The organism is Chiayiivirga flava (assembly GCF_014202825.1).
GTDB classification, from domain to species: Bacteria; Pseudomonadota; Gammaproteobacteria; order Xanthomonadales; family Xanthomonadaceae; genus Chiayiivirga; species Chiayiivirga flava.
The window spans coordinates 356,427-382,346 of record NZ_JACHHP010000003.1 but is presented as its reverse complement, the minus strand read 5'-3'; the positions used below and the strand labels follow the sequence as shown (position 1 = coordinate 382,346).

Sequence of the window (25,920 nt, the reverse complement as noted above, 5' to 3'; positions counted from 1 at the left end):
AACTACGGCGCGGTGCTGGCCTGTGCGCTGGCCATTTCCACCGGCGGCGAGCGTCCGTAGGCCGGCGAACTCCACAGGTCGTACATGTACTGTCCGCGGGATTTGTCCTGCGGCCCCACCGTGAACGGCCGGCCGGGACCGTCCGCGCACAGGTCGTTTTCCGCGGGGAACGCATTCTCGTCGGCTTCGTTGCGCAGGAATTCGATGTATTCCCTGCTCGCGAGCTGGAACTGCAGGCGTGCGTGCACCGTGAACGGTCCGTTCGCGCCTTCGGGCAGGGGCACGGTGTAGCTGGTGCGGTCCGAGGCGGCGCTGCGGTTGGAACCGGGCCGTTCGGGCGTGTAGCTGGTGCCGTAGGCGGCCATTTCCGGATCGTCCGCCGCGGTAAAGCCTAGCGGCGGGATGCGGTTGTCCTTGGCGATGCAGTTGTTGAGCACGAAATGGAACATCTCGCGGCCCTTCGCGTCGGTGGTGTCGCAGGTGCCGGTGCCGGCGTTCCAGATGCCCTGCTTGATCTCGTAGATCTTGGTCTGCGCGTCGACGTCCAGATCGCCTGTGGCCGGATCCCACGCGCCGTTGTGCCACAGCACCGCGTCGCTCGCGTCGCGCACCTCCACCTCCAGCCACATGCGGCGGCCTTCGGCGTAGCCGGTCGGCAGCTTGTGGCCGGCGAGGTTGAACACGCTCACGTCCACCGCCAGCGTGTTCGCGCCGGCGGTGCGGACCGTGGTCTCGAGCACGGCACTGCGCTCGGCGAGCAACTCGTTGGCCCAGGCCGTGGTCTGGTCGAAGGCGATGTCGCGCGACAGCCCCGGCAGCTCGCCCTTGAGAATCTGCGGAATCCAGGTGTTGCCGCCGACGAACTCGTGCACCGGCAGGTTCCCGTTGCGCGGCGGGCCGAAGAAGCAGACCAGCAGATCCGCCTCCGGCTCCAGCGGTTGCGGTTGCGCCTGGCGCATGTGGCAGTCCTGGCACGTGGCGCCGGTGGCGAGGCGCTTGCCGGGAATGGGTCCTACCGCTTCGATGCCGTCGCGGAAGACCAGCCTTGCATAGTCGCTGTTCTGCCACTCGCTGTACGTGCGCTCCACCGGGTACGGCAGACCGGTGTCGTTGCCGGCATTCGTGCCGTCGTCGAGGATCAGGGTGCGGAACGGACCGCTTTCGAGCATCGGCGTGGTGACGTCGTGGCAGCTGCCGCACAGGGCGCTGTCGGCGTGGTAGTCGGACACGGCCCACGCGTGCGGCGGCTCGAAGCCTTCGAAGCCCGGCTCGGTCAGCGGGTAGTCGTAGGGGCCGGCACGGCACGGCTCGCCGTCGCCGAACCCGTCCCCGTTGGAGTCGCATTCGACGTCGTCGAGCCAGATGTCGGCGTTTTCCAGGAACGACGGTTCGCCCAGCGGGCCCGTGGCCTGGTTGCGATGGCAGAACTGGCAGCCGATGCCGCTGTAGTCGTTGTTGGCGATGTCGCCGTTGTCGTGGTCGCCGCGCAGCATGCAGCCGTCGTAGCCGTCGACGATGTCGTCGGCCTCCACCGTGCTGCCGCTGACGTCGCGCACTTTGCGCACGCGGCCGTTGTACCAGCCGTTCGGGGTGTGGCAACGCAGGCAGTAGTCGCCGATGCCTTCGGCGCCGTTTTCACTGCCATCCTGGTTGGCCACGTCGAGCGCGGCCCAGAACAACGGGTCGCGTGTGGCGTTCGCCATCATCGACCCCGACCAGCTCGCCGCCGGATAGTGCACCTCGGCCTCGGCGTTGCGATGGCAGCTCGCGCATTCGCTGGGTCCCAGCAAGGGGAATGCGAGACCGGGCTGGGTGCCGCGCGGGGTGAAATCGATGAAGCCGGCGATGGTTCCGGCCAGGTGCGGGTCGGTGGGCGGGTGATGCGGCGACGGTGGCTCGGCCGCGAACACCGCGGCGACGATCGACCCTCCCAGCACCACTCCAAGCAGTGTCGCGACAATCCCGGATCGCACCCGTCCTCTCCCCGGTCGTGCCGCGCGTCGGCGGCAGATATCGCACCTGTCGGAGGCGTTGCTCCCTGGCACGTTCCCGGACCGTATGCAGCGGTCCGTCGTCAAGTCTAAGCGAAAAAACCCGGCCGACGCAGGGGGCGCGGCAACACGGGACGCTCATCGCTCCACACGGCGGCGTACTGTCCGTGCGGTTTGCATTGTCCGGGCGCGCGCTTCAGTCGAAGCCGTCGCGGAACAGCTGCGATGCATCGGGCACCAGCACCGACGCGGTCTGGAATGCCGGCATGCCGGCTTCGGCCATCGCGAGCTGCAGCAGGCCGGGGCCGGGCGCGGCCGCGCTTTCCAGGCGCAGCGTCACGAGGCTGCCCCATTCGAGGTAGGCCTGCGCGTCCGGTGCTTCCCACGCGACGGCATCGGCGCCGACGGTGCCGGGCCAGTCGTTGGCGGCCGACGCATCGCCGTCGCGGTAGTCGTGCACGTCGACCGTGGCGCCGTGCAGCAGCGCCAGCGTGATCTGCGCGAGCCCGTGGTTGCGCAGCACCTGCAGGTCGGGTTCGGCGCCGCTGGTGATCGGCCGCGTGAGGTCGTAGTTCATGATCGCGTAGTCGTACACGTACCGCGCTTCGGCGTTGCGGTGGACACGCACCGCGACGAGCACGCGCCCTTCGGCGGTCTCGATCAGCCGGCGCTGGCGCACGACCCCGGCCGGCGCACGCTCGAGCCAGCGATCGAGCACGCTGCCCTGGGTGTAGGCCGGCGGCGAGCCGCTCAAGTCCCAACGCGTGCCGAACCATACCGGTACCAGCGCGCGCGATCCCATCGTGTTGAACAGGTCGATGTCGTCGCGCACCACGTACCAGCTGTCGACGAGATACTCGGCACCGGCGTGCAATGCGGGGTCGAGGTCGGACTCGCGTACCACCATGCGTTCGCGGTAGCCGTCGTTGGCGGGCGCGGCGTCCTGCGCCGAATCGCAACCCGGTGTGCCGACGCCGAGCGCATCGAGGCCATCGTCGAACACCGAGCCGCAGCGACCCCAGATGCCGCGCGACGGAATCACCTCGCGCCGCGGCGACAGGAACGCATTGGCGTCGTTGCTGAAGGAGTTGTACAGGTCCTCGCAGCCGCGGCCGAGGATGTGCTGGTTGTTGCACGGCTCGACACACGCGTCGTTGGCCGTCGCGAAGGCATGCTTGAGGCCGGAACGCGCGATCTGGTCGATGCGGCCTTCGGCGTCGAGGCGATACAGGTTCCACACCAGGAACGGGTGCTGGTCGTTGTCGTACGGCGGGAAATTGCCGGTGAACTTGGTGTACCACGGCACCTCGCTCGCGTTCGCGGCGCTGCTGTTGCGCAGCGTCACCGACGGCACGACGACGAGCTCGCCCGGCGCGCCGCCGGGGCCATCGCAAGGCTCGTCCGCGTCGGACAGGTTGCGGCAGCGCATGACGTCGATGTCGTCGATGTTGGTGAGGATCACGTCGGTGACGAACCCCGGGGTGCCGGGCCAGTTCGGCACCGTGCACGACTTGCCGGCCGCCTCGCTCTTGTCGGCAGCGCGCAGGCGCAGCGGCAGATGCAGCTCCGCATTCGCGAACGGCAGGCCGGCGGCAGCAACGTCGCCCGCCCACGCCGCCAGCGCCGGGCCGACCCGCATGTCCGATGTCAGCAGCGACAACGCGCTGGCGCCATCGGGCGAACGCATGGCCTGGGTGATGCGCAGCCAGACCGCGCCCGCGTCGTCGACGACACGCCAGCGCCGCACGCCGCCGTCGGCGGAACGCAGCGACAGCGGCGGCGAACGCACGCCGTCGGCGCGTCGCAGCACCAGCGCCGGCAGCGCGATCGGCGTGTCGCCGACGGCGGTCGGTCCGCCGTCGCGCAACTCGACCGTCAACGGCGCGCGCGGCGCAATGCCGAATCGCCGGGTGTCGCCCTGGACCAGTCCGCCCGCCAGTTCGATGCCGAGCCCGCGCAGCACGTCGGCATTGGGACGCAGCACGAGGGTGCCGTGCGTCGACGCATCGGCCACGGCGTCGGCGCGCGGTTGCGCCGCAGCCAGCGGCGGAATCGCCGCGCACACGCAGAGGACAAGGGCAGCGGGGACAGCGAATCGGCGCATGGCAGGGCCTGCTGCGGGACGGATTGGACACGACCCGGAGCACACGTCCGGGCGGCCTCCGGCGCACTGCTGTCCGCGACGGGCACCGCATCGTGGCCGGGTGCCGGCCGCGAATCAATCGGGTGGCCGACGAACGGCCGGAACGGGTGTCCGGCCGTCGCCTGGCGGGGTCCGCCGGTCAGTCGACCGTGGCGGGCAGCAGTTTTTCGGGCTCGGCCTGCGTTTCGATGTGCAACTTGCCCTCGCGCACCGACACATCCACGCGCCCTCCGCCGACCAGCTTGCCGAACAGCAACTCGTCCGCCAGCGGCCGCTTGATCCTGTCCTGCAGCACGCGCGCCATCGGACGCGCGCCCATCTGCGGATCGAAGCCGTGCTCGGCGAGCCAGCGCCGCGCCTCGGGATCGACATTGAGCGCGACGTGCTTTTCGTGCAGCTGCATTTCGAGCTCGATGACGAACTTGTCGACCACGCGCAGGATGTGATCGAAGTCCAGGCTGCGGAACTGCACGATCGCATCGATGCGGTTGCGGAATTCCGGCGTGAACGCGCGGCGGATCACTTCCATCGCATCGGTGGCGTGGTTCTGTTCCACGAAGCCGATGGTGCGGCGCGCGGCCTGCTGCGCGCCGGCATTGGTCGTCATCACCAGCACCACGTTGCGGAAGTTGGCCTCGCGCCCGTTGGTGTCGGTGAGCGTGCCGCGGTCCATCACCTGCAGCAGGATGTTGAAGATGTCCGGATGCGCCTTCTCGATTTCGTCGAGCAGCAGCACGCAGTGCGGCGTCTTGACGATCTTCTCGGTCAAGAGGCCACCCTGGTCGAAGCCGACGTAGCCCGGAGGCGCACCGATCAGGCGCGACACCGAATGCGCTTCCATGTATTCGGACATGTCGAAGCGGATCAGCTCGATGCCGAGCTGCATCGCGAGCTGCCGAGTGACCTCGGTCTTGCCGACGCCGGTGGGGCCGGCGAACAGGAAGGCACCGATCGGCTTGTCCGGATTGGCCAGGCCGCTGCGCGCCATCTTGATCGCGGAGGTCAGCGAATCGATCGCCTCGTCCTGGCCGAACACCACCATCTTGAGGTTGCGTTCGAGGTTGCGCAGCACGTCCTTGTCCGACGCCGACACCTGCTTGGCCGGGATGCGCGCGATGCGCGCGACGATGAACTCGATCTCGGCGACGTCGATGGTCGTCTTGCGCTCGTCTTCGGGCAGCAGCTGCTGGCGCGCGCCGGCTTCGTCGATGACGTCGATGGCCTTGTCGGGCAGCAGGCGGTCGTTGATGTGCTTGACCGACAGATCCACGGCCGCGCGCAGCGCATCGGACGTGTACTGCACGTGGTGGTGGTCCTCGAAGCGCGATTTCAGCCCGCGCAGGATCTCGATGGCATCGGCCACCGACGGTTCCACCACGTCGATCTTCTGGAAGCGCCGCGCCAGCGCGCGATCCTTCTCGAACACGCCGCGGTATTCCTGGAACGTGGTCGAGCCGATGCAGCGCAGCTCGCCGGACGCGAGCACGGGCTTGATCAGGTTCGACGCGTCCATCGTGCCGCCGCTCGCCGACCCCGCACCGATGATGGTGTGGATCTCGTCGATGAAGAGGATCGCGTTCGGCTCCTTCTTGAGCTGGGCGAGCACGGCCTTGAGGCGCTTCTCGAAATCGCCGCGGTACTTGGTGCCGGCCACCAGCGCGCCGAGGTCGAGCGAATAGATCGTCGCCGCCGACAGCACCTCCGGCACGTCGCCTTCGACGATGCGCTTGGCGAGGCCTTCGGCAAGCGCGGTCTTGCCGACGCCGGCCTCGCCGACATACAGCGGATTGTTCTTGCGGCGACGGCACAGCACCTGGATCGTGCGCTCCACCTCCTCGGCGCGACCGATGAGCGGATCGATCTTGCCCAGGCGTGCCTGGTCGTTGAGGTTGGTGGCAAATTCGCCGAGAGGATTGGCGGATTTGCCGTCCTCGCCGCCCTCGCCTTCCTTGGTTGCGTCGCCGTCGGCCTTCGGCGCGTCCTGGCCGATCTTGGCGACACCGTGCGAGATGTAGTTCACCACGTCCAGCCGGCTCACGTCCTGTTGATTGAGGAAGTAGACCGCGTGCGAATCCTTCTCGCCGAAGATCGCCACCAGCACGTTGGCGCCGGTGACTTCCTTCCGTCCCGACGACTGCACATGGTAGACCGCGCGTTGCAGCACGCGCTGGAACCCGAGCGTGGGCTGCGTGTCGCGCGAATCCTCGGCCGGCAGCACCGGGACGGTTTCGGAGATGATGTTCTTGAGCTCGCTGCCGAGCTTGCCCGTGTCCGTACCGCAGACCTTGAGCACGCCGGCCGCGGACGGATTGTCCAGCAGCGCCAGCAACAGGTGTTCGACCGTCATGAACTCGTGGCGGCTTTCGCGCGCCTGCTTGTAGCACTGGCCGATGGTGTATTCGAGATCCTTGCTGAACATCGCTGCCTGCCTTTCCGATTCGTGGCGACCTCAATGCGGTCGCGTGCTTCGGTGCTATCTGTGGGCGCCGTCGCCGCGTTGCAATCTTTGCGCCAGCGTCGGCATCGCCACGCGCGCCACCGGCGCGCGGAGACTCACGCCGGTTCCATCGCGCACATCAGCGGATGCTGGTGGTGGCGCGAAAACTCGTTGACCTGCGCCACCTTGGTTTCCGCCACTTCGTGCGTGTAGACCCCGCACACCCCCTTGCCGCGCGTGTGGACGTGCAGCATCACCTGCGTGGCGAGCTCGCGGTTCAGGTTGAAGAACACCTGCAGCACCTCGACCACGAAGTCCATCGGCGTGTAATCGTCGTTCAGCAGCACCACCTGATACATCGGCGGCTTGGCCACTTCGGGCTTGGCGGCTTCCACCGCAAGGCCGTAACCCTGCCCGCTCTCGCTGTCTTTGTCGGTACCGTTGCTCATCGTCAGAACGTCGCTGTTTCCGGGGCCACTATATGGGAAGTCTAACCGCTGCCCGCAAGTGTCCGGCGCGGGTCGTCGCGCGGTTCGGCGCGACGCTGCGGTCATGTAACATTCCGTATCGTTTGTCCCGCCCGGATGCAATGAAGCCACCGACCGCCGCACCCGTCGATGTGTTCCGCCCCGATGTGACCGTGGCCACCGTGGTGCCGCGCGACGGCCGCCTGCTGTTCGTGGAGGAGCGGGTGCGTGGCGCGCTGGTGCTCAATCAGCCGGCCGGGCATCTGGATGCGGGGGAAAGCCTGGTCGAGGCCGCGCTGCGCGAGACGCGCGAGGAAACCGGCTGGGAGGTGCGATTGTCCCATTTCATCGGGCTGTACCGGTGGGACGCACCGGACGGCAGCGCGTTCATCCGCGTGGCGTTCGCGGCCGAACCGCTGCGCCACGATGCCGGCCTGCCGCTGGATCACGGCATCGAACGCGTGTTGTGGCTCACGCCCGGGGAACTGCGCGAAGCCACCCCGCGCCTGCGCAGCCCGCTGGTCGCGGGCGTGGTGGACGACTGGCTCGGCGGTGCGCGGCTGCCGCTGTCGGCGGTGCGGAGTTTCCTGTGAGCCGGGTGATGCTGGGGGTCTCCGGGGGCGTCGATTCGGCCGTCGCGGCCCTGCTGCTGCAGCGCGCAGGCCACGATGTCTCCGGCCTCTTCATGCAGAACTGGAACGACGACGGCAGCGGCGACTGCCGCGCGGAAGACGATCGTCGCGACGCCGTCGCCGTCTGCGGCCGGCTCGGCATCGCGTTCCATGCGCGCAACTTCGCCGACCGGTACTGGCACGGGGTGTTCGAGCATTTCCTCGCCGAATACCGCGCCGGGCGCACGCCGAACCCCGATGTGCTGTGCAATCGCGAGATCAAGTTCCGCACGTTCCTCGACGAGGCCCGCGTGCTGGGCGCCGAACGCATCGCCACCGGCCATTACGCACGCGTCGATCGCTCGCACGGCCGCTGGCGCTTGCTGCGCGCCGCCGATGCCGGCAAGGACCAGAGTTATTTCCTGCATGCGCTCGGACAGGAAGCGCTTGCCGCCACGCTGTTTCCGATCGGCGACCTGCCGAAGGCCGAGGTGCGCGCGCTGGCGCAGGCCGCGGACCTGCCGGTGCACGCGAAGAAGGATTCGACCGGCATCTGTTTCATCGGCGAGCGCGATTTCCGCGAATTCCTCGCACGCTACCTGCCCGCGCAGCCGGGCGACATCCGCTCCGCCGACGACGGCAGCGTGCTCGGCCGGCACGGCGGTGTCTTCTACTACACGCTCGGCCAGCGCGAGGGATTGAACCTCGGCGGCGTGCGCGGTCGCGCCGCGGCGCCGTGGTATGTCGTGGGAAAGGACGTTGCCGGCAACATCCTGTACGTGGACCAGGGCCATGACGGACCGTGGTTGCAATCGCGCCGCCTGGTGGCGTCGCAGGCGACGTGGACGGCCGCCGCACCGCCCGCCGTCGAGTTCGACTGCACCGCGAAGACCCGCTACCGCCAGGACGACCAGGCCTGCAGCGTGCGGGTGGGCGACGACGGCGGCCTCGACGTGCGCTTCGACGCGCCCCAGCGCGCGGTGACGCCGGGGCAGTCGGTGGTCTTCTATCGAAATGAGGAATGCCTCGGCGGCGCGGTCATCGACGCCACCGACGCGCGCTTCGGCGGCCTTGCCGGCGGCGCCGCCGCACGGGTGGCCGCATGAACGAACGTGCGCTCGCGCTGGCCGGCGTGATGCAGGGGCTGAAGCTCGCGCAGTCGTTCGCGCAGACGGGCACCGCCGACGGCGACACGCTGCAAGCCTCGCTCGCGACGCTGTTCCGCATCGATGCCGACAGCACCGAAGCGGTCTACGGCGATGCGCAACTGATGGTGCCCGGACTGCACGCGCTGATCGCGCAGTTGCAGGGCGGCCCGGCGCGCGACGCCAGCTGCAGCCGCATGGCCGTAACGCTGCTGCACGTGGAACGCAAGCTCGTCGGCCGTGCCGACCTGCTCAAGACCCTGCGCGATGGCGTCGGCGACATCGAGCGCCAGCGCGAGCATTTCGGCATCGGACATCCGACCGTGGTCCAGCGCCTCGGCGACCTGTATGCGCAGACCGTCAGCACGCTCAGCCCGCGTGTCCTGGTGCAGGGCAACCCGGTGCAACTGGCACAGCCGATGGTGGTGGCGCAGATCCGCGCCGCGCTGCTGGCCGCGATGCGCTCGGCGGTGCTGTGGCGCCAGCTCGGCGGCAGCTACTGGGATCTGCTGCTGCGGCGGCGTGCCATCCTGCACGCGGCGCGGGGCTGGCTGCCGCGCGAGTCGTAGTGGCGTTGCGGGGCACCGCGCGTCCGTCGTCTGTCGCAGGAACCTACCTTGACCCGAGCGTCGAGTAAGCCGGCGAGGTGACGCCCTCATCCGCCTGCCGGCACCTTCTCCCGATGGGAGAAGGAATCGAGGCTGATCGCCCGCGTTGCAACCGAGGCGCAACATCGCAGCGTCCTTCTCCCGCCGGGAGAAGGGTGAGGCAGCTACCGCCGGCCGAACGCAGGCGGATGAGGGCGAGCCCCACGAATCTTCCCGCAGCATCGTGCGGAACACGCGTCGCCCGGCATCCACAGACGTATTCAGGCGTCCGGGCACCGAACCTCCAGGGCCTCAGGCCAGCAGATCCCCGATCTCGGCGCGATGCTTCTGAACATACGCTTCGGCGTATGCGCAGCGCGGCACCACCTTCCAGCCCTCTTCGCGCGCGGCATCGAAGGCCGCCGTGACCAGTGACGCGGCGATGCCGCGCCCGCCCACCGCGTCGGGCACGCCGGTGTGGGTGATCGTCATCACGCCGTCGTTGAGGTGGTACTCGAGCAGGCACAGCTCCCCGTCCACCGCAACGGTGAATCGATGCGTGAGACGGTCGTGGACAATGTCGAACGCCATGGCTTGCTCCTTGAAATGGGCGGGCAGGACGGCAATGTACAGCGTCTTCGCTGAAGCGCGGACCCACGCCGCGCCGCGCCACCGCACGGGCCACCCATGATTCCCTTTTCCGTTCTCGATCTTGCACCCATCTGTGCCGGCGGCACTGCATCGCAGTCCTTCGCCAACACGCGCGATCTGGCGCAGCACGCAGAGCGCTGGAACTACAACCGCTACTGGCTGGCCGAACACCACAACATGACCGGCATCGCGAGTGCCGCGACGGCGGTGGTGATCGGGCATGTGGCGGGCGCCACCTCGCGCATCCGGGTCGGCGCCGGCGGCATCATGCTGCCGAACCACGCGCCGCTGGTTGTCGCCGAACAGTTCGGCACGCTCGAGTCGCTGTATCCGGGCCGCATCGATCTCGGCCTCGGCCGGGCGCCGGGCACCGACCAGCGCACCGCGCGCGCGCTGCGCCATCGGCACGATCCGCACATCGACGTGTTCGCGCAGGACGCCGAGGAACTGTTCCACTATTTCGAGCCGGCCGCAGCCGACCAACCGGTGCGCGCGGTACCGGGCGCCGGCCTCGACGTGCCGATCTGGATCCTCGGCTCCAGCCTCTACGGCGCGCAGTTCGCCGCCGCGCGCGGCCTGCCGTTCGCGTTCGCTTCGCACTTCGCACCCGCGCAACTGAAGGCGGCGCTGCAGATCTACCGTGACCGCTTCCAGCCGTCGGAACGCCTCGCCGCACCGTACGCGATGGTCGGCATCAACGTCGTTGCCGCCGACAGCATCGCCGACGCGCAGCGTGCATTCACTTCGCAGCAGCGGCAGTTCCTGAACCTCATCCGCGGCCGTCCGGGCCAGCTTCAGCCGCCGATCGACGGCATGGACGACGTCTGGTCGCTGTCCGAACGCCAGCACATCGAACAGGCGCTGGCGTGCTCGTTCGTCGGCACGCCGGACGGCATCCGGCCGGCATTGAGACGCTTCATCGACGAGACCGGCGCCGACGAGCTGATCGTCGCGGGCCACATCTTCGACCACGCCACGCGATTGCGTTCGTACGAGCTCGCAGCGCAGGTGCGCGACAGCCTCTGATCGGTCGTCGAACCGCCCGGCACTGCGCCGGCGGCGATGCGGGCGGAATCTGTTCGACGATCTTCCGCGCGCTCGCGCTCGCGCGCGTGCCGGCGGCGGCGGGAGCCGTCTTCGCGGCGCCCATGCAGCGACCACGCGCAGCGCAACGGCGGTGAACAATCCTGCAGTCTTCCGGCGAAGGCACCGTCGTCCGAGACCGAATGCCGAGGCGCCGATTGCAAGGCACGACGATCCGGATGCCGCACGCGCCCGGTACGCTCAGCCTTCCTCGGGATCCGGGCCGAACCATTGCAGGTAAATGCGCCGTGCGGCAGCGTCGATCGCCGGTCGATCGGCCGGCCCGAGTCCTTCGTCGGCGATCCCTTGCGGACCACCGTGCCACACGCTGCGCAGCTGGGCCGCATCGCCCGACAAACGCGCCTGCGCGAGCGCCAGCGCATGGCGGTGAATGGCGGCCTGGCGCGGATCGGGTGGATACAGCGGATGATCGCCTGCGTAGGCGCGCGCGAGCAGCTGCAGCGCGTCGACGCTGCCGGCACGCAGCGCATCGGCAAGCCAGCGCCGCCCGAGGTCGCGGCGACGGACGATTTCCTCGAGATTGTCGAGGTAGTGCACGGTGCCGCCGGCCACGTCGGCGTCGACGCGGACGAACTCGTCCAGCGCGCGTGCGGCGTACGCCACCTTCGCTTCGATATCGCCGCTGCGGGCGGCGCGTTCGAGCCACACGTGCGAGGGCTCGATGCCGGATTCGGCCAGCAGCACGCAGTCGGCGTGTTCGAGCAGCAGCCTGTCGCGCACGGTGCGCTGCTGGTCGAGCAGCGCACCGCGCCATTGCGTGCCGGGCAGACCGCTCGCGGCCGTAGCCTCGTACTGGCGGACAATCGTATCGGCATAGCCGGGCTCGCCTTGCGTGATGCACCGCGCGAGCCAGACGCCGAGGTCGATCTGCGCGCCGACATCTCCGGCCTCCGCGTCGGTGCGCAACGCGACAAAGCTGCGTGGCGCGCGCGGCGCAACGGCGGGCAGCGGAGCGCGGCGCGCACCTTCGGCGTCGGGCAGGAGCACGGACCGCGACGACGGCACAATGCGCGATGCGCCCTCGTCGTCGCCCGGCACGCGATGCGGCGTCCCTGCCCTCCACGCGAACACGACAAGCAATACCAGACATGCAGCGCCAATCGCCCCGCGGATGCGCCGCGTCATGGTGATTCCGGCGCACAGCAGCGGGCGAGGATCGCCTGCGCGGCGTCCTCCACCTGTGCCTGCCGCACCGCATCGCCCGCCGCGCGCAGGCGTTGCAGGGTCTGCGTGCCGGGCGCACCGGCCCGCGCGGACATTTCGTCGGCCGCCACGGCGTACGCGTCTGCGAGCAGGTCGTCTCGCGCGGCAAGGTCGCCGCTTGCGTGCGCCTGCGACATGCGTGCGAGTGCATGCCGGTTCCCGGTGTCGGCAGCGCGCCGCAGCATCGCACTCGCGCGTGGCCGCAGCGCGATCAGGCGACCGGCCTGATCGATGCGAGCGGCAGCAGTGCTGCCGATGTGTTCGAGTTCGATGTCGAACCGCATCGCCATCGCGCGCGGTGCGCCGAGATCGGCGGCAAGCACCAGCCAGTGGTACGCAGCGGCGCGGTCGGCATCGGTGTAGTCGCGAACGCCGTCGCACAGGCTGACCCGCTCGACCTCATCGGGCATCAGGTAGGTGTTCGGCGGCAGAACGCCGAGGTTGCCGAGGTCGACGCCGAACTGCGGATCGAACGCGACGACCTGCACGCCGTCCCGGTTTCCAGGGGTTCCGACGCGGTCGCGACCGGACAGCCTTCGATGCACCGCGATCGCAAGCGGACCGTCTGCGTCCGGTGCACATCCGCGCAGCACGTCGCCCAGGCGCTGCGCCGCTTCGGCGCTGCCGGCCCGTGCCATCGCCTCGAGCGTGGCGCGATTGCTCGAAAATGCCGTGAGCGGTATCTCCGGTAGTGACGCACGTCTGTGGTCTGCCGCGTCGGACCTCGCCACTTTCGCGCTCGACGACTGCGTCGGGGATGCTTCCGCCGTGGACCGTGGCGCGTCTTGTCCGGTGTCGACGGCCAGCAGCATCACGCACGCGAGCGACAGAACGGCCACGATGCTCAGCATTCGACGCGTCATCGGACCACCCCTGTCGCAAACCGGCGGCGCCGGGCGGCGCGCCGGCTGCGCTTGGACGGCTCACTGCAACGGAAGTTCGATCCTCGCGACACAACCGCGCCGGTCGCGGCGGTCCTCCAGCGTCAGCGCGCCGCCGTGCGCTTCCACGATCTGGCGCGCGAGCACGAGGCCAATGCCGGAGCCGCCGGGTTTGGTGGTGAAAAACGGCACGAACAGGTTGTCCGAGCTGCTCAGGCCAAGGCCCTCGTCGAGCACCTCGATCCGCACCGACTCGCCGCCGCCGGACCAGCGCAGCGCCACGGCGCCGTGCTGCGGCAACGAGGCTTCCACCGCGTTCTTCACGAGGTTGATGAGCGCCTGCTCGATCTGGTCGGGATCCAACGAAATCGTCAGCGCCGGGCCGTCGCCCAGTTGCACCGGTAGGCGCTGCTCCAGCGCCACGACCCGTCGCAGCAACGGTTCGAGTTCCACCGGCTGGCGTCGCGGCGGCGGCAACCGCGCCAGCGTCGAATAGCCGACCATGAAGCGCCCGAGGGCATCGGCGCGGTCGCCGATCACGCGCAGGCCATGCTCGGCATCCTCGCTCCAGTCCTCGGGCAGCGGCCGCACCGCGAGCATGCTCGACAGCGTCCCGGCCATCGATTTGATCGGCGCCAGCGAGTTGTTGAGTTCGTGCCCGAGCACGCGGATGAGGCGCTGCCAGGCCTGCCGTTCTTCCTCGCGCAGCGCGCGAGACAGGTCGGTCACCACAAGCAGGTCGTGCGGTTTGCCGCCTTCGCGCACGGTGAAGCGGCGCACGTCCCAGCGTCCGCTGCTGCCGCCGAAGGCACGTTTGAGGGTGGCGCTGCCGTCGATCGCGAGCAGGTCGTCGAGGCCCAGCGCCGAGGCCGGGCGGCCGAGCGCGGCGCCGGCACGCTGCGAGATCAGGCGTTCGCCGGCCCGGTTGATCAGGCGCAGGCGGTGTTCGTCGTCGAAACTGAACAGGCCGATGTCGATCGCGGCGATGACCTTGCCGAGCAGCGCGCTGGTCTCTTCGACCTTGAGGCGCTGATCGCGCAGCGTCTGCGACAAGGTATTGACTTCCCAGACCACGTCGCCGATCGCGTCGCGGCGCGAGCCGCGCGAGCCGCGCAGGCTGTAGTCGCCTTCGCGCAGCGCTTCGAGCAGGTTCGACAAGGTGTACAGCGGATAGACGACCTGATGCCGCAGCCGCGTGGCGAGGATCAGCGTGGCCGCCAGCGCCAGCGCGAACACCGACCATGCCAGGCCGCTGCTGCCGCTGCGCCAGAGCAGCACCCCGCAGAGCAACGTCATCGGCAGCGCGATCGCGAGCCCGCCCAGCAGCACACGGCGCTCGAAGCTGAAACCTGTCAGGCCTTCGCCGCTGGGACGCGGGCTGCGGCGGGGGTGGAGTTCGGCCATCCGGGGATTATGCGTTCAACGCAGCGGCGGTGGGCGTGTACCTGCCAACGCCGGCGTGTCCGGCCACGATCGTCCGTCCGCAGCACGCACCTGCGCCAGCAAGAAAAAACCCGCCGGTCGGCGGGTTTTTCCAGAGGGCAAGTGGCACTGTTGCGTGAGGATCAGCCGTTGCGCAGCGCCGCGATGCGCTCGGCCAGCGGCGGATGCGTCATCAGCAGCTTCTTCAGGCCGTGCGCGACTCCGCCGGAAATGCCGAAGGCGCGGACCTGGTCCGGAAGGGTGGTGTGGCCGTAAGTCTGGGCCAGCTTTTCCAGCGCGGCGATCATCTTCGGGCGACCGGCGAGGTTCGCACCGCCCGCATCCGCGCGGAACTCGCGCCAGCGGCTGAACCACATCGCCACCATCGAGGCGAGGATGCCGAAGATCATGTCGAGCACGAACACGATGATGTAGTAGAAGAAACTCGGACCATCGTCGCGGTTGCCGCTGATCATGCCGTCGATCACGCGCCCGACCACGCGCGCGAGGAAGATCACGAAGGTGTTCAGCACGCCCTGGATCAGTGCCATGGTCACCATGTCGCCGTTGGCCACGTGGCTCACTTCGTGTGCGAGCACGGCTTCGGCCTCGTCGCGGTCCATCGCGCGCAGCAGGCCGGTGGACACGGCCACGAGCGCCGAGTTCCGGTTCATGCCGGTGGCGAAGGCGTTGATTTCGGGCGCGTCGTAGATCGCGACCTCCGGCATGCCGATGCCGGCCTGTTCGGCCTGGCGGCGTACGGTGTTGACCAGCCACGCCTCGCTCTCGTTGCGCGGCTGGGTGATGACCTGCGCGCCGGTGCTGCGCTTGGCCATCCATTTGGACATCGCCAGCGAGATGAAGGAACCGCCGAAGCCGAAGATGGCCGCGAACACGAGCAGGCTGCCGGTATTGCCCAGCTGGATGCCGAACACGTTCTGCAGCACGCTCATGACGATGCCCAGCAGCACCAGCACGGCAAGGTTCGTCGCAAGGAACAGGGCAATGCGCATCATGTGGGTAACGCCTCCGTGGTCACGCAGGTCCGGTCCGGACCGTCCGGTGAGATGATAGCCCGGCAAGAGCAATTCAAGACCATGACCACCTCCCCCGCTTCGTCTGCCGCAACGCTCGCCTCGGCGCGCGCCCTCGTCGCCGAGCCGTTGTCCGGCCCGGCCTTCCTGCTGCGCGGGTTCGCGCTGCTTGGGCGGCGGGGCATCCGCGGCTTCATGCTGATTCCGCTGCTCGGCAACGTGGTGCTGTTCGGCCTTGCGGCCGCGGCGGCGTTTTACGGGCTCGACGCCGCCTTCGACCGCTGGCTGCCCGAGGCGGTCGGCTGGCTGCGCTGGATCCTGTACCCGATCACCGCGATCGTGCTGCTGGTGATTGCGTTCTTCAGCGCGACCATCGTCGGCAACCTGCTGCTCGCGCCATTCAATGGCCTGCTGGCCGACCGGGTCGAACGCGCGCTCACCGGCAGTTCGCCGTCGCAGGACGCCGGCGAACGCTGGACGGCCACGATGCGGCGCGCCCTGAAGGACGAACTGCGCAAGCTCGGCTACGTGCTGCCGCGCGTGGCGGGCGTGTTCCTGCTCGGCCTGGTGCCGTTCGTGGGCGTGCTCGCGGTGCCGCTCGGCCTGTTGCTCGGTGCCTGGCTGCTGGCGCTGGAATTTGCCGGCAACCCGCTCGGCAACTGGGGCTATGCGTTCCGAGACCAGCGCGCCTACTTGCGTGCCCGTCCCGGGCGGTTCTTCGGCTTCGGGTTTGCCGCGATGGGCTGTGCACTGGTACCGGTGCTGAATTTCGCGCTGATTCCGGCCGGCATCGCCGGTATGACGGCGATGTGCCTGGAATTGCGTCGGGCCGATGCGGCGGCCCTGCCCGCCCCTGTCGCGCCGCCGGCACCGCCCGACGCCGCGTGAGCGGGCCGGCCGGCTACCGCGGGCGGTTCGCGCCCTCGCCGACCGGTGCGCTGCACTTCGGCTCGCTGCTCGCGGCATTTGCGAGCTGGCTGCGCGCGCGGCAGGCCGCGGGCACGTGGCTGGTGCGCATCGAGGATCTGGATCCGCCGCGCGAGATTCCCGGCGCCGCCGACGGCCAGATCGACACGCTGCGCGATTTCGGCTTCGAATCGGACGAGCCGGTGCTGCGGCAAAGCACACGCGGCGCGCTGTACGACGCCGAACTGCAGCGGCTGCGTGCCGCCGGGCTCGCGTTCGACTGCCGCTGCAGCCGCAGCGATCTTGCTGCCGGCGACGGCATTCATCGCGCCTGCGTCGCGGGCGACGTCCAGCGTGCGGCGGCGATCCGCGCGCGCGTGCCCGACATCGGGATCGGTTTCGACGATCTCCTGCAAGGTCCGCAACGACAGGCGCTCGGGCGCGAGGTCGGCGATTTCGTGCTGCGCCGGGTCGAGGGTTACTACGCGTACCAGCTGGCCGTGGTGGTCGACGATGCCGCGCAAGGCATCACCGAAGTGGTGCGCGGCGCCGATCTGCTCGACTCCACCGCGCGACAGATCTGGCTGCAGCGCGCGCTCGGCTATCCCACGCCCGCCTATCTGCACCTGCCGCTCGCACTCGACGCCGCCGGCGCCAAGCTCGGCAAGTCGCTGCATGCGCTGCCGCTCGACCGGGAGCATCGCATCGATGCCCTGTGCATGGCGTGGCGTTTCCTCGGGCAGGCGCCGGAGGCCGTGCTCGGCGCAACATCGGTCGACGCGCTGCTGCAGCGTGCGATCCGGCATTTCGATCCGGCGCGCATTCCGCGCGCCAACCGCAGCGCCGTCGCATCCTGATGCGGCAGTCGCCCCCCGACCGCCCGATGTAGAATGCCGCCGAGCGCGCCGCCACGAGCGTGCCGACATTTCCTGGGAGGGAACACATGGCATCACGCATCGCGTTCGTCACGGGCGGCTCCGGCGGCATCGGCAGCGCCATCTGCAAGCGGCTGACCGACATGGGTCACCGCGTGGCCACCAACTACCGCGACGAAAGCCGCGCCCGGGCATGGCAGGCGAAGATGCGCGAGGCGGGCGCGGAGGTTGCGCTCGTGCACGGCGACGTCGGCGACACCGCCGCCGCCGAAGCGATGATCCGCGACGTGGAACGGCAGCTGGGCCCGATCGACATCCTCGTCAACAACGCCGGCATCACGCGCGATTCGACGTTCCACAAGATGAGTGCCGAGCAGTGGCACGAGGTCATCAACACCAACCTCAACTCCTGCTTCAACGTCACGCGCCCGGTGATCGACGGCATGCGCAGCCGCAAGTGGGGCCGCATCGTGCAGATCAGCTCGATCAACGGGCAGAAAGGCCAGTACGGGCAGGCGAACTACGCCGCGTCGAAGGCCGGCATGCACGGCTTCACCATCTCGCTGGCGCAGGAAAACGCCCGTTTCGGCATCACCGTGAACACCGTGTCGCCCGGCTACATCGCCACCGAAATGGTGATGGCCGTGCCGGCCGAGGTGCGCGCCAAGATCGAACAGCAGATCCCCACCGGCCGCCTCGGCACGCCGGAGGAAATCGCCTACGCGGTGGCGTTCTTCATTCCCGACGAGGCCGCGTGGATCACCGGCGCGAACCTGTCGGCCAATGGCGGGCACTACATGGGCTGGTGATCCGGCCCTCGCATCGCAAGCCGCCGATCCAAGCCCCTCTCCCGTCGGGAGAGGGGTTGGGGTGAGGGTCCGGAAGGACGAGACGGCGCATCCTGCGTGATCGTCGTCCACTGCAAGGACGCAAACCTCGCAGCCGCATGCGTGCTGCAGCCTCGTGCAGAACGACCGCAGCATCCATTCGCGCCATCCGAACCCTGATCCGGCCTTCGGGCTCCCTCTCCCCGGAGAGACGTGCCGAATCACGCCGTCCGGCCGCGTCGCGCACTTGCAACAGCGGTGATGCTGCGCCATCCTGAGTATTCACTCGAATTTCCTGACGCGCTGCAAAACACGACCCCACGGAATTCCGCATGGCACAAGTCCGCGTCATCAAGAAATACCCGAACCGGCGTCTGTACGACACCGAGATCTCCAGCTACATCACGCTGGAGGACGTGCGCCAGCTCATCGTGGACGGCGAGACCTTCGAGGTGCGTGACGCCAAGACCGGCGAAGACCTCACCCGCACCGTGCTGCTGCAGATCATCGCCGAGCACGAGGAGCGCGGGCAGCCGATGTTCTCGACCCAGCTGCTGACCCAGATCATCCGCTTCTACGGCGACTCGCTGCAGGGCTTCATGGGCAGCTACCTCGAGAAATCGATGGAGATGTTCCTGGAGCAGCAGACCCAGTTCCGCAGCCAGCTCAACAACCTGCTCGGCCAGACGCCGTGGTCGATGCTGAACCAGCTCACCGAGCGCAACCTGGATCTGTGGAAGTCGTTCCAGCAGGGCCTCGTGGGCTCGATCCCGGCCGCCGGCACCGGCGCAAAACCGCCACCGAAGTCGACGCGCTGACCGCGCCCCGCCCGCCCCGCCGCGGCGGGCACCTTGCGCCGCAACACATGGCGCTGTGCCGCAATAAATTCCCCGTTTCGCATTCCGGAGCGCAGCAATGACGCAACGCCTCGCCGTGGTCAGCGGCGGCATCGGTGGCATCGGCACGCAGATCTGCCGGCGGCTGGCGGAGGCGGGCCACCGCGTGGTGGCGACCGATCTGGGCGGCGATCCCGAGCGTGTCGACGCCTTCCTCGACGGCCTCGCCGGATTGCCGGTCGCGTTCGAACCCGGCGATGTCGGCGACGCGGACGACTGCGAACGACTGATCGCCGACATCGGCACACGCCACCGCCCGGTCGACGTGCTGGTCAACGCTGCCGGCATTACCCGCGACGCGCGCCTGGTGAAAATGGAGCGCGCGCAGTGGGATGACGTGCTGCGCATCAACCTCGACGCCGTGTTCCACCTGTGCCGCGCCGTGGTGCCGGGCATGAGCGAGCGCGGCTTCGGCCGCATCGTCAACATCAGCTCTGTGAACGCGCAGACCGGCCAGTTCGGCCAGACGAACTACGCGGCGGCGAAGGCCGGCATGCACGGGTTCACCATGTCTCTCGCGCGCGAGGTGGCGCGGCACGGCGTGACGGTGAACTGCGTCGCGCCCGGTTACGTCGACACCGACATGACGCGCGCAATGCGCAGCGACATCCGCGACCAGATCGTCGCGGCCATTCCGGTGGGCCGCGTCGGCAGTCCCGACGACATCGCACGGGTGGTGTCGTTCCTGTGCGAGCAAGACGCCGGCTACATCACCGGTGCGCTGCTGCCGGTGAACGGCGGGATGTTCATGAGCTTCTGACGGGTCGCGGATCGATGCGCGGGCGATCCCGAGGCGTCCGCTTGGCGCGACGCGCCTGCGCGGTGTCGCTACTCTCCTCCAAACCATCGCACGACAGCGTCCGCCCGAGCGGTCACACTTGCATGCAAGGCAACGTCCGGAATCCGTCCCGAAGGAGAGCCCGTCATGCGCACATCGCATCGTCTCGCCGCACCGCTGTTCGCGCTGGCCCTGTGCCAGACCGCCGCGGCTGCCGACACCGAACTCGCCGAACACGCCACCGCCTGGGCCAACGCGCAGGGCAACGGCGCTGTGGTTCTTGCCGAAAAACGCGACGGCGCGTGGCAGTTCGCGCTCGGCGGCGACCCGCACATCGCATCGACCGCACCGGTGGCGCCCGAGGCCGTCGAATTCGAGATCGGCTCGATCAGCAAGGTGTTCACCGGGCTGCTGCTCGCGCACGCGGTGCACGAAGGCAAACTCGCCCTCGGCGACACGCTGGCGCAGCGTCTGCCGGTCGAGTTCGACGACGGCGACGTCGGTGCCATCACGTTGCAGCAGCTGGCCACGCACACCTCCTGCCTGCCGCGCCTGCCGTCCAACCTGTTCGTCGACGCGGACCAGGCCGACCCGTACGCGCACTACGACGACACCCGCCTGTTCGCCTACCTCGCGTCGGCGACCATCGACACGCCGGCACCGTGCGCCTCGGCGTACTCGAACCTCGGCATCGGAGTGCTCGGCGTGGTGCTCGAACGCGCCTACGGCACGTCCTGGGCGGCGCTCGTGAGCGAAAAGATCGCCACGCCGCTCGGCATGCCCGACACCGCCCAAACCCTCGACAGCGAACGCACCGCCCGCCTGGCCCAGGGCTGGGACGGCACATCGAAAGCACCGCACTGGACCTTCGCGAGCCTCGCCGGCGCCGGCGCGCTGCGCTCCACCGCGGCCGACATGGCGCGCTTCGCCGACGCCTTGCTCGCGGGCGCCGATGGCCCGCTGCGACCGGTGTGGGCGAGTTTCGTCGGGCCGTACGCGGACGCACCGGGCGGCAAATCCGGGCTCGCCATCGTGCACACACGCATCGGCGGCGAGCCTGCGCTGTGGCACAACGGCGGCACCGGCGGCTTCCGCAGCGACCTGCGCGTGTTTCCGGACAGCGACCGCGCCCTGCTGCTGCTCGCAAGCAACGCCAAGGCCGATCCCGACGCCTGGCTCGCGAGCCTCGCCGAGGACACGCTGGCGCCGGTGGCCGAAGGCATTGCGATCCCGACCGAATCGCTCGACGACTACACCGGCGTCTACACGCTCTCGCCCGACGCGCGGCTCACCATCGTGCGCGTCGACGACGGCCTGCGCGCGCGGCTCACCGGCCAGACCTTCCTGCCGATCGTCGCGCGCAGCGCCGACGAATTCGTCTACACCGACGTCGACGCCCGGCTCGGCTTCGAGCGCGACGCGGCCGGCAAGGTGGTCGCCGTGACCCTGCACCAGAACGGTCGCGACACGCGCATCGCCCGCACCGACGCCACCGCGCCGACGTTCCTGTTCCCCGGCGCTGAGGCCCTGGCCGAATACGTTGGCGACTACGACTTCGGTGCCTTCCAGCCCGGCGCCAGCATCGCCGTGCGCGCCGTCGGCGACGTGCTGACCGCGCAGCTCACCGGCCAGGCGCCGCTGCCCGTGCACAACACCGCGCCGGACCGCTTCGAATGGGACGTGGTGCCGGCGGCGCTGGTGTTCGAGCGCGATGCCGGTGGCCGCATCGTGGCGGTCGTGCTGGAACAGAACGGCGCCCGCATGCGCAGTCCGCGCAAGTAGCGGCTCCCGGCACGGAGCCGGCAGCGCGGGGCGGTTCGGTTGGTCGCGGGCGCCGCGCATGCGATCATGCGTGGCCCTGCGCCGCCGGCCCTGCGCCCGCGCGCGACCCTCTCGTTTCCTGGAGCCACTCGATGACCGATTCGACGACGGCAATGCCCACGCTGCCGGTGGACGTGACCCGCATCATGGACTTGCTGCCGCACCGCTACCCGTTCCTGCTGGTCGACCGCGTGGTGGAGATCGAACCGCACAGGCGCCTGCGCGCGATCAAGAACGTCACGCTGAACGAGCCGTTTTTCCAGGGCCATTTCCCCGGCCACCCGATCATGCCCGGCGTGCTGATCATCGAGGCGATGGCGCAGGCCGCCGGCCTGCTGACCCAGCTATCCAACCCGCCCCGCCCGGCGGACGAGGAAAAGCCGCTGTATTACCTCGTGAAGGTGGACAAGGCGCGGTTCTCGCGTATCGTGGTGCCGGGCGACCAGCTTTCGCTCGAAGTGGAGCAGAAGCGCATGCTGCGCCGCATGGGCCAATACGTGTGCCGCGCGCTGGTCGACGGCGAGGAAGTGGCCGGCGCCGAAATCCTCTGCGCCGAACGGGGTCCGTGATGGCCTCCGGCACCCAGATCCATCCGAGCGCCCAGGTCGACCCGGCCGCGCAGCTGGGCGAGGACGTGCACATCGGCCCGTTCTGCGTCATCGGCGCGGACGTGGAGATCGGCGATCGCACGCACATCGCCTCGCACGTGGTGATCGAGGGGCCGACGAAGATCGGCCGCGAGAACCGGTTCTATTCGTTCTCCGCCATCGGCGGCGATCCGCAGGACAAGAAATTCCACGCCGAGCGCACCGAACTGGTCATCGGCGATCGCAACACGATCCGCGAGTTCTGCACCTTCAACCGCGGCACGGTGGACGACGACGGCATCACCCGCATCGGCAACGACAACTGGCTGATGGCCTACGTGCACATCGCGCACGATTGCGTGGTGGGCAACAACACCGTGTTCGCCAATGCCTCGTCACTCGCCGGGCACGTGGTGGTGGAGGACTACGTGATCCTCGGCGGCTTCACCCTCGTGCACCAGTTCTGCAAGGTGGGTGCGCACGCGTTCACCTCGATGGGCAGCGTCATCAACCGCGATGTGCCGCCGTTCGTGACCGTGGCCGGCGTCTATGCCGAGCCGCACGGCATCAACTCCGAAGGCCTCAAGCGCCGCGGTTTCGCACCCGAGCGCATCCAGTCGATCAAGCGTGCCTACCGCACCATCTACAAGGCCGGACTGCCGCTGGCGGAGGCGCGCACGCAGCTGGCCATCGCCGCGGAAACGGCGCCGGACGTGCGCACGATGCTCGATTTCATCGACCGCAGCGAACGCTCGCTGGTGCGGTGAAGAGCCGGGAATCGGGAATGGGGAATCGGGAATCGGCCGGTGGTCGCGATCCCTTGCCCGATCGCGCCCATGCAGGCACGGCCGCGGCCCCGGCGCTGCCGGAACGCGCCGCTCCGATTCCCGATTCCCCATTCCCGATTCCCGGGCGCCCGCCACGGCGCCCCCGCATCGCGCTCGTCGCGGGCGAAGCCTCGGGCGATCTGCTCGGCGCCGAACTCGTCGTGCGCCTGCGCGAACGCTGGCCCGATGCGGAATTCGCCGGCATCGGCGGCGCGAAAATGCGGGCCGCCGGGGTCGAGACCTGGCACGACTGCGGCGAGCTCGCCGTGATGGGCCTTGCAGAAGTGCTGCGCCACCTGCCGCGCCTGCTGCGCCTGCGCCGCGAAACGCTGCGGCGCGTGCTCGCGTGGCAGCCCGACGTCTTCGTCGGCATCGATGCACCGGATTTCAATCTGGGACTGGAGCGCAGGCTCAAGCAGCGCGGCAATATCCGCACCGTGCATTACGTGAGCCCGTCGGTGTGGGCATGGCGGGAAGGCCGCGCCGCGACGATCGGCCGCAGCGCCGACCGCGTGCTGTGCCTGTTTCCGATGGAACCGCCGATCTACGCGCGGCATGGCGTCGACGCGCGCTTCATCGGCCATCCGCTGGCCGATACGCTGCCGCTCGATCCCGACCGTGCCGCCGCACGCGCGGCACTCGGCGTGTCGGACGACGTGCCGGTGCTTGCGCTGCTGCCGGGCTCGCGCTTGGGCGAAATCGCGCGCCTGGGAGAATCGTTCCTGCAGGGCGCGGCGCAGGTCGCGCAACGCATCCCGAACCTGCACGTGCTGATCCCGGCCGCAAATCCCGCCTGCCGCGGCGCCATCGAGCGCCTGCTCGCGCAGGTGCGCGTCGCGCTCCCGGATTGCCGGATTCTCGATGGCCACGCGTCCGAGGCGATGATCGCGTCGGATGTGGTGCTGCTCGCCTCGGGCACGGCCACGCTGGAAGCGCTGCTCGCCAAGCGGCCAATGGTCATCGCGTATCGCATTTCCGCCCTGACCTACGCCATCGTCATGGGCCTTGGGATGATGAAGACAGATCGCTACAGCCTGCCGAACGCGCTGGCCGGGGAGACCGTGGTGCCCGAGCTGATGCAGCACGACTGCACGCCGGACAACATCGCACGCGAGGTGCTGGCCTGGTTCGAGCATCCCGAACGCATCGCGGCACTGCAACCGCGATTCGACACGATCCATCGCGCGCTGCGGCAGGACGCATCCGCACGCGCGGCCGACGCCATCGCCGAGTTCGTCGATGCTGCTCGCTGAGCCTGGTCTCGCGGCGGAGGCAGCGGTCACGCCCGCGCCGCGGTCGCGTGCCGAGACCGCGCTGATCGCAGGCGTCGACGAAGCCGGTCGCGGGCCGCTGGCGGGACCCGTGGTGGTCGCCGCGGTGATCCTCGATCCGAAACGCCGGGTGCGCGGCATCAACGATTCCAAACAGCTCACCGAAGCCGAGCGCGAGGCTCTGTATCCGCGCATCGTCGCCGCGGCGATTGCGTACCACATCGTGGTGGTGGCCGCGGCCGAGATCGACCGCATCAACATCTTCCAGGCCACGATGCGCGGCATGCGCGATGCGTTGTGCAACCTGGGGCATGTGCCGGGCGTCGCCCGCATCGATGGCAACCACCTGCCGAAGGACCTGCCCTGCCCCGCGCAGGCGTGGATCGGCGGCGATGCGCGCTGCCGCTCCATCGGCGCCGCATCGATCCTCGCCAAGGTCACGCGCGACCGGCTGCTGGTCGAGCTGGACGCGCTGTACCCCGCCTACGGCTTTGCGCGACACAAGGGCTACTCCACACCCGAGCACCTGGCCGCGCTCGCACGCCACGGTCCGTGCCCGGAACACCGGCGCAGCTACGAGCCGGTACGCCGTGCGGCCACGCCGGGGCTGTTCTAGCGCATCCCGCCGCGCTTCGCGCGGGTTCCTGAACCTGCGGCAACATCGTCGCCGGAAGTCACAGCGACTTCCCGGACGCGTCATTGCATCGCAGCAAACGCACACTGGCCGCAACCGGATGCGCCCTTGCTGCATCCGATGTACTGCACGTCAACGGGACCACTGCCATGCGCGTCGAACTCACTCTTTCCGCCAACGATCCCTCGCTGCATGCGTTGCGCGACGCGTGGCTCGGCGCCGGCGACCGATTCGCCGGCGACACGGCCACGCTCGCGCACGATGCGCGTGCCATGCACGCCGCGCTCGCCGATCGCGACATCCCGCCCGCGTTGCGGGACGTCCTCGCGCTCGTCCCGCGCGTGGCGGACCTCGTCACCGACGACGGCTGGCTGCTGACGCCGGAGCAGCGCCGCGACTTCGTCGGCGCGCTGGCCTACTTCATCGACAACGACGATCTGATTCCCGACAACGTCGGCCGCTACGGCTATCTCGACGACGCACTCGTGATCCGGCTCGCGCTGCAGTCGTCGGCGCAGGAATGGCAGGACTGGAACGACTACCGCCAGTTCCGCGACACCTATCCGGCGCTGGCCGACGTCGATCGCGACCAGTGGCAGCGCGACCGCGACGTGCTGATCGACCGCATGGTCAAACTCTCGCACCGTCCACGCAGCAGCGCGAACGACGATGCCGGCGAGCGCAGTTACGGCACGCGCGGGCGCGCGTCGACGCGCTTCAACATCCGCTGACCCGCGACCGGCCAACGCACCGTCCCCGCCGTCGGCGGGAGACGGGCCGGCCGGCCAGCGCGCCACAAGTCAAGCCTTGCCCCGCCCCACC

Annotated in this window: 24 protein-coding genes; 15 read left to right on the top strand and 9 right to left on the bottom strand. The window is 69.2% G+C overall.

Annotated elements, in window-relative coordinates; translation table 11 throughout:
* Window positions 1–2 precede the first annotated feature (2 nt).
* From HNQ52_RS10160 to clpS, 4 genes are all read right to left on the bottom strand, one after another.
* Window positions 3–1,973 carry a hypothetical protein gene (locus tag HNQ52_RS10160; RefSeq protein WP_183961024.1) on the bottom strand — a complete coding sequence of 657 codons (1,971 nt, stop codon included), beginning with the start codon at window positions 1,971–1,973 and terminating at the stop codon, window positions 3–5.
* 214 nt (window positions 1,974–2,187) lie between these two features.
* The gene (locus HNQ52_RS10155) at window positions 2,188–4,095 is read right to left on the bottom strand and encodes a hypothetical protein (RefSeq protein WP_183961023.1); all 1,908 of its coding nucleotides are present in this window, start codon (window positions 4,093–4,095) and stop codon (window positions 2,188–2,190) included.
* A gap of 178 nt (window positions 4,096–4,273) precedes the next feature.
* A complete protein-coding gene (clpA, locus tag HNQ52_RS10150; protein WP_183961022.1) occupies window positions 4,274–6,553 on the bottom strand; it encodes an ATP-dependent Clp protease ATP-binding subunit ClpA in 2,280 nt (759 codons plus the stop codon).
* Window positions 6,554–6,687: 134 nt separating this feature from the next.
* Window positions 6,688–7,020 (bottom strand): ATP-dependent Clp protease adapter ClpS, encoded by a 333-nt coding sequence (gene clpS, locus HNQ52_RS10145; RefSeq protein ID WP_183961021.1) that lies wholly within the window; start codon window positions 7,018–7,020, stop codon window positions 6,688–6,690.
* Window positions 7,021–7,160: 140 nt separating this feature from the next.
* On the opposite strand from clpS, the gene HNQ52_RS10140 reads away from it, so the two are divergent.
* The 3 genes from HNQ52_RS10140 to hflD are packed head-to-tail and all read left to right on the top strand — an operon-like array spanning window position 7,161 to window position 9,363.
* On the top strand, window positions 7,161–7,631 hold the full coding sequence (locus HNQ52_RS10140; protein ID WP_183961020.1) for an NUDIX hydrolase: 471 nt from the start codon (window positions 7,161–7,163) through the stop codon (window positions 7,629–7,631).
* Window positions 7,632–7,639: 8 nt separating this feature from the next.
* Window positions 7,640–8,755, top strand: coding sequence for a tRNA 2-thiouridine(34) synthase MnmA (mnmA, locus tag HNQ52_RS10135; RefSeq protein ID WP_183961019.1), 1,116 nt, complete (start codon window positions 7,640–7,642; stop codon window positions 8,753–8,755).
* Complete coding sequence (hflD, locus tag HNQ52_RS10130; protein ID WP_183961018.1) at window positions 8,752–9,363, top strand: high frequency lysogenization protein HflD; 612 nt, start codon at window positions 8,752–8,754, stop codon at window positions 9,361–9,363. Before mnmA ends, hflD begins: the two co-directional genes overlap by 4 nt.
* Window positions 9,364–9,693: 330 nt before the next feature.
* Here hflD and HNQ52_RS10125 read toward each other — a convergent pair whose 3' ends face one another.
* Window positions 9,694–9,972, bottom strand: a complete 279-nt coding sequence (locus HNQ52_RS10125; protein WP_183961017.1) for a GNAT family N-acetyltransferase — start codon at window positions 9,970–9,972, stop codon at window positions 9,694–9,696.
* Between the two features lie 96 nt (window positions 9,973–10,068).
* Here HNQ52_RS10125 and HNQ52_RS10120 point away from each other — a divergent pair, with 96 nt between their 5' ends.
* A complete protein-coding gene (locus HNQ52_RS10120; RefSeq protein WP_183961016.1) occupies window positions 10,069–11,058 on the top strand; it encodes an LLM class flavin-dependent oxidoreductase in 990 nt (329 codons plus the stop codon).
* Between the two features lie 258 nt (window positions 11,059–11,316).
* On the opposite strand, the gene HNQ52_RS10115 is transcribed toward HNQ52_RS10120, so the two are convergent.
* The 4 genes from HNQ52_RS10115 to htpX form a co-directional block, all read right to left on the bottom strand.
* Window positions 11,317–12,123: a hypothetical protein gene (locus HNQ52_RS10115; protein WP_183961015.1), complete on the bottom strand. Its 807-nt coding sequence runs from the start codon at window positions 12,121–12,123 to the stop codon at window positions 11,317–11,319.
* A 134-nt stretch (window positions 12,124–12,257) separates the two neighbouring features.
* Window positions 12,258–13,202 (bottom strand): hypothetical protein, encoded by a 945-nt coding sequence (locus HNQ52_RS10110; protein WP_183961014.1) that lies wholly within the window; start codon window positions 13,200–13,202, stop codon window positions 12,258–12,260.
* A 60-nt stretch (window positions 13,203–13,262) separates the two neighbouring features.
* Window positions 13,263–14,624: a sensor histidine kinase gene (locus HNQ52_RS10105; protein ID WP_183961013.1), complete on the bottom strand. Its 1,362-nt coding sequence runs from the start codon at window positions 14,622–14,624 to the stop codon at window positions 13,263–13,265.
* 161 nt (window positions 14,625–14,785) lie between these two features.
* A complete protein-coding gene (gene htpX, locus HNQ52_RS10100) occupies window positions 14,786–15,658 on the bottom strand; it encodes a protease HtpX (RefSeq protein WP_183961012.1) in 873 nt (290 codons plus the stop codon).
* 81 nt (window positions 15,659–15,739) lie between these two features.
* Between htpX and cysZ the strand changes: the two genes are divergently transcribed.
* The 11 genes from cysZ (at window position 15,740) to HNQ52_RS10045 (ending at window position 25,829) form a co-directional block, all read left to right on the top strand.
* Window positions 15,740–16,564: a sulfate transporter CysZ gene (cysZ, locus tag HNQ52_RS17175; protein WP_183961011.1), complete on the top strand. Its 825-nt coding sequence runs from the start codon at window positions 15,740–15,742 to the stop codon at window positions 16,562–16,564.
* Window positions 16,561–17,439 (top strand): tRNA glutamyl-Q(34) synthetase GluQRS, encoded by an 879-nt coding sequence (gene gluQRS, locus HNQ52_RS10090; protein WP_183961010.1) that lies wholly within the window; start codon window positions 16,561–16,563, stop codon window positions 17,437–17,439. The genes cysZ and gluQRS overlap by 4 nt, the downstream gene beginning before the upstream one ends.
* A gap of 86 nt (window positions 17,440–17,525) precedes the next feature.
* On the top strand, window positions 17,526–18,266 hold the full coding sequence (phbB, locus tag HNQ52_RS10085) for an acetoacetyl-CoA reductase (protein ID WP_183961009.1): 741 nt from the start codon (window positions 17,526–17,528) through the stop codon (window positions 18,264–18,266).
* A 350-nt stretch (window positions 18,267–18,616) separates the two neighbouring features.
* A complete protein-coding gene (gene phaR, locus HNQ52_RS10080; RefSeq protein ID WP_183961008.1) occupies window positions 18,617–19,102 on the top strand; it encodes a polyhydroxyalkanoate synthesis repressor PhaR in 486 nt (161 codons plus the stop codon).
* 97 nt (window positions 19,103–19,199) lie between these two features.
* Entirely contained in the window at window positions 19,200–19,940 is a 741-nt protein-coding gene (gene phbB / locus HNQ52_RS10075) for an acetoacetyl-CoA reductase (RefSeq protein WP_183961007.1), read from the top strand.
* A 165-nt stretch (window positions 19,941–20,105) separates the two neighbouring features.
* Window positions 20,106–21,740: a serine hydrolase gene (locus HNQ52_RS10070; RefSeq protein ID WP_183961006.1), complete on the top strand. Its 1,635-nt coding sequence runs from the start codon at window positions 20,106–20,108 to the stop codon at window positions 21,738–21,740.
* A 131-nt stretch (window positions 21,741–21,871) separates the two neighbouring features.
* Window positions 21,872–22,348 (top strand): 3-hydroxyacyl-ACP dehydratase FabZ, encoded by a 477-nt coding sequence (fabZ, locus tag HNQ52_RS10065; protein ID WP_183961005.1) that lies wholly within the window; start codon window positions 21,872–21,874, stop codon window positions 22,346–22,348.
* The gene (gene lpxA, locus HNQ52_RS10060; protein ID WP_183961004.1) at window positions 22,348–23,133 is read left to right on the top strand and encodes an acyl-ACP--UDP-N-acetylglucosamine O-acyltransferase; all 786 of its coding nucleotides are present in this window, start codon (window positions 22,348–22,350) and stop codon (window positions 23,131–23,133) included. Before fabZ ends, lpxA begins: the two co-directional genes overlap by 1 nt.
* 17 nt (window positions 23,134–23,150) lie before the next feature.
* Window positions 23,151–24,446: a lipid-A-disaccharide synthase gene (lpxB, locus tag HNQ52_RS10055; RefSeq protein WP_183961003.1), complete on the top strand. Its 1,296-nt coding sequence runs from the start codon at window positions 23,151–23,153 to the stop codon at window positions 24,444–24,446.
* Window positions 24,433–25,080 (top strand): ribonuclease HII, encoded by a 648-nt coding sequence (locus tag HNQ52_RS10050; RefSeq protein WP_183961002.1) that lies wholly within the window; start codon window positions 24,433–24,435, stop codon window positions 25,078–25,080. The genes lpxB and HNQ52_RS10050 overlap by 14 nt, the downstream gene beginning before the upstream one ends.
* A gap of 167 nt (window positions 25,081–25,247) precedes the next feature.
* Window positions 25,248–25,829 (top strand): YkvA family protein, encoded by a 582-nt coding sequence (locus HNQ52_RS10045; RefSeq protein WP_183961001.1) that lies wholly within the window; start codon window positions 25,248–25,250, stop codon window positions 25,827–25,829.
* The last annotated feature ends 91 nt before the right edge of the window (window positions 25,830–25,920 follow it).

Excerpts from the sequence above, each read along its gene's own strand:
- lpxB (WP_183961003.1), top strand. The coding sequence starts at position 23,151 with ATGGGGAATCGGGAATCGGCCGGTGGTCGCGATCCCTTGCCCGATCGC.
- HNQ52_RS10140 (WP_183961020.1), top strand. The coding sequence starts at position 7,161 with ATGAAGCCACCGACCGCCGCACCCGTCGATGTGTTCCGCCCCGATGTG.
- fabZ (WP_183961005.1), top strand. The coding sequence starts at position 21,872 with ATGACCGATTCGACGACGGCAATGCCCACGCTGCCGGTGGACGTGACC.
- phbB (WP_183961007.1), top strand. The coding sequence starts at position 19,200 with ATGACGCAACGCCTCGCCGTGGTCAGCGGCGGCATCGGTGGCATCGGC.
- HNQ52_RS10155 (WP_183961023.1), bottom strand. The coding sequence starts at position 4,095 with ATGCGCCGATTCGCTGTCCCCGCTGCCCTTGTCCTCTGCGTGTGCGCG.
- HNQ52_RS10120 (WP_183961016.1), top strand. The coding sequence starts at position 10,069 with ATGATTCCCTTTTCCGTTCTCGATCTTGCACCCATCTGTGCCGGCGGC.
- HNQ52_RS10110 (WP_183961014.1), bottom strand. The coding sequence starts at position 13,202 with ATGACGCGTCGAATGCTGAGCATCGTGGCCGTTCTGTCGCTCGCGTGC.
- HNQ52_RS10070 (WP_183961006.1), top strand. The coding sequence starts at position 20,106 with ATGCGCACATCGCATCGTCTCGCCGCACCGCTGTTCGCGCTGGCCCTG.
- clpA (WP_183961022.1), bottom strand. The coding sequence starts at position 6,553 with ATGTTCAGCAAGGATCTCGAATACACCATCGGCCAGTGCTACAAGCAG.
- mnmA (WP_183961019.1), top strand. The coding sequence starts at position 7,640 with ATGCTGGGGGTCTCCGGGGGCGTCGATTCGGCCGTCGCGGCCCTGCTG.
- HNQ52_RS10125 (WP_183961017.1), bottom strand. The coding sequence starts at position 9,972 with ATGGCGTTCGACATTGTCCACGACCGTCTCACGCATCGATTCACCGTT.
- phbB (WP_183961009.1), top strand. The coding sequence starts at position 17,526 with ATGGCATCACGCATCGCGTTCGTCACGGGCGGCTCCGGCGGCATCGGC.
- clpS (WP_183961021.1), bottom strand. The coding sequence starts at position 7,020 with ATGAGCAACGGTACCGACAAAGACAGCGAGAGCGGGCAGGGTTACGGC.
- HNQ52_RS10050 (WP_183961002.1), top strand. The coding sequence starts at position 24,433 with ATGCTGCTCGCTGAGCCTGGTCTCGCGGCGGAGGCAGCGGTCACGCCC.
- lpxA (WP_183961004.1), top strand. The coding sequence starts at position 22,348 with ATGGCCTCCGGCACCCAGATCCATCCGAGCGCCCAGGTCGACCCGGCC.
- htpX (WP_183961012.1), bottom strand. The coding sequence starts at position 15,658 with ATGATGCGCATTGCCCTGTTCCTTGCGACGAACCTTGCCGTGCTGGTG.
- hflD (WP_183961018.1), top strand. The coding sequence starts at position 8,752 with ATGAACGAACGTGCGCTCGCGCTGGCCGGCGTGATGCAGGGGCTGAAG.
- HNQ52_RS10105 (WP_183961013.1), bottom strand. The coding sequence starts at position 14,624 with ATGGCCGAACTCCACCCCCGCCGCAGCCCGCGTCCCAGCGGCGAAGGC.
- cysZ (WP_183961011.1), top strand. The coding sequence starts at position 15,740 with ATGACCACCTCCCCCGCTTCGTCTGCCGCAACGCTCGCCTCGGCGCGC.
- phaR (WP_183961008.1), top strand. The coding sequence starts at position 18,617 with ATGGCACAAGTCCGCGTCATCAAGAAATACCCGAACCGGCGTCTGTAC.
- HNQ52_RS10045 (WP_183961001.1), top strand. The coding sequence starts at position 25,248 with ATGCGCGTCGAACTCACTCTTTCCGCCAACGATCCCTCGCTGCATGCG.